Source organism: Hoeflea sp., assembly GCF_984452065.1.
The window spans coordinates 2,287-3,869 of sequence record NZ_CFHWAF010000146.1 but is presented as its reverse complement, the minus strand read 5'-3'; the positions used below and the strand labels follow the sequence as shown (position 1 = coordinate 3,869).

Annotated in this window: 2 protein-coding genes and 1 pseudogene; all 3 read right to left on the bottom strand. The window is 62.0% G+C overall.

Annotated features, from left to right (window positions below; genetic code table 11):
- Nucleotides 1-66: 66 nt before the first annotated feature.
- Nucleotides 67-378, bottom strand: coding sequence for a cytochrome o ubiquinol oxidase subunit IV (gene cyoD, locus AC5E6N_RS20465; protein WP_491690344.1), 312 nt, complete (start codon nt 376-378; stop codon nt 67-69).
- Nucleotides 375-992, bottom strand: coding sequence for a cytochrome o ubiquinol oxidase subunit III (cyoC, locus tag AC5E6N_RS20460; protein WP_491749546.1), 618 nt, complete (start codon nt 990-992; stop codon nt 375-377). Before cyoC ends, cyoD begins: the two co-directional genes overlap by 4 nt.
- Before the next feature lies 1 nt (nt 993).
- A pseudogene (locus tag AC5E6N_RS20455) lies at nt 994-1,583 on the bottom strand (cytochrome o ubiquinol oxidase subunit I); the annotation flags it as partial.

The following is a 1,583-nucleotide window of genomic DNA, read 5'->3' as shown; positions in this document are numbered from 1 at the left end:
GCAGGCCGTTATGCCGGCTTGAATCCCATCGGGCAAAGCCGTCTCCACGCCGTGCCGACCGTGCCGTCAGCCCATCATTCTGTAGTGCAGATCGAACATGATCCACAGCGTGCCGCCGACGAGGATAAAGATCAGCACGCAGGCAAATGCGAGCGCCAGAAGGTTCTCGCGCGGTGTGGTCCTCAGATTGAGGTGCAGGAAATAGTACATATGCACCAGCACCTGCGCGAACGCCGCAACCGCGATGACAATCAGGGTCGTTCCGGTGGTCAGCGCCCCGGTCCACACAAGCGCAAAGGGGATGGCCGTGAGGATCAGGGCGAGGATGAAACCGGTCAGATAGGCCCGGTAGGTGTGCGTGGCGGCCCGCTGGCTCATGACAGGATCCCCGGCAGATAGACGACCGAGAAGATCCCGATCCAGACGATGTCGAGGAAATGCCAGAACAGGCCCAGCCGGTAGAGACGCGAGCGCACCGGATTGGTCAGTCCCTTGACCGCCACTTGCCCGACCATCACCAGAATGCCGACAATGCCGGCGGTGACATGCAGTCCATGGGTGCCGACCAGCGTGAAGAAGGCCGACAGGAACCCGCTGGTGCCCGGCCCGGCACCGGCATTGATCATGCTCACGAACTCGGTCACTTCCATGGCGACGAAGCCGGCACCGAGAAGCGCCGTGACAAGCAGCCAGACAATGACCCGGTTGTTCTGACGCTCAAGCGAGGAAAGCGTCGCGAAGCCGAAGGTGATGCTCGAGAGCAGCAGGAGCAGCGTCTCAGCCGCGACGTGTTGAAGGTCGAAAAGCGATTTGGCATCCGGGCCGGCCGCGATGTTGCCGCTCATGACCACATAGGTCGCAAACATCAGCGCGAAGATGATGGCATCCGTCATCAGGTAGAGCCAGAAGCCGAATTCACGCTCCTCGAATTCCTTGCCGCCGCCGAGCGCCAGGGTGCCGTGATCTGCGGTGGATGTGTCCGCCATCGTCATGTCAGATGTTTCCGGGTTGCGGTCGTTTGCCGGCCGCGGCGCCCGCCACCTCGGCATCGGAAGGGATCGTCAAAGACGAGTGGATCCTCGTCTTCTCGAACGCCTCCACCTCGGCGGCCGTAATCGTATATTCGTCGTCATCGTTGCTGCAGCGCATGACGAGCACGGCGAGCACGGCGACGAGGCAGATGGCCGCCAGCCAGTAGATGTGCCAGATCATCGCAAAGCCGAGCAGGAAGCCGAGCGCGCCCAGAATGACGCCGGCGCCTGTGCTCTTGGGCATGTGAATGTCCTCGTAGTGTTGCGGCTTTTCGCCGACGACGCCGCGCCGTTTCATATCGGCGAAGGCATCGATGTCCTCGACATGCGGGATGACGGCGAAATTATACGGGGCGGGTGGTGAGGCGGTTGCCCATTCCAGCGTGCGTCCGTTCCACGGATCGCCCGTGACATCGACGTTCCGCGCCCGTTCGCGTACGCTGACGATCAGTTGCATGATGATGCAGCCGATGCCGATCATGATCAGCACGGCGCCGACCGCCGCGACCTGAAGATAGGGCTGCCATTCGGGCACGTTGTAATGCTCCATGC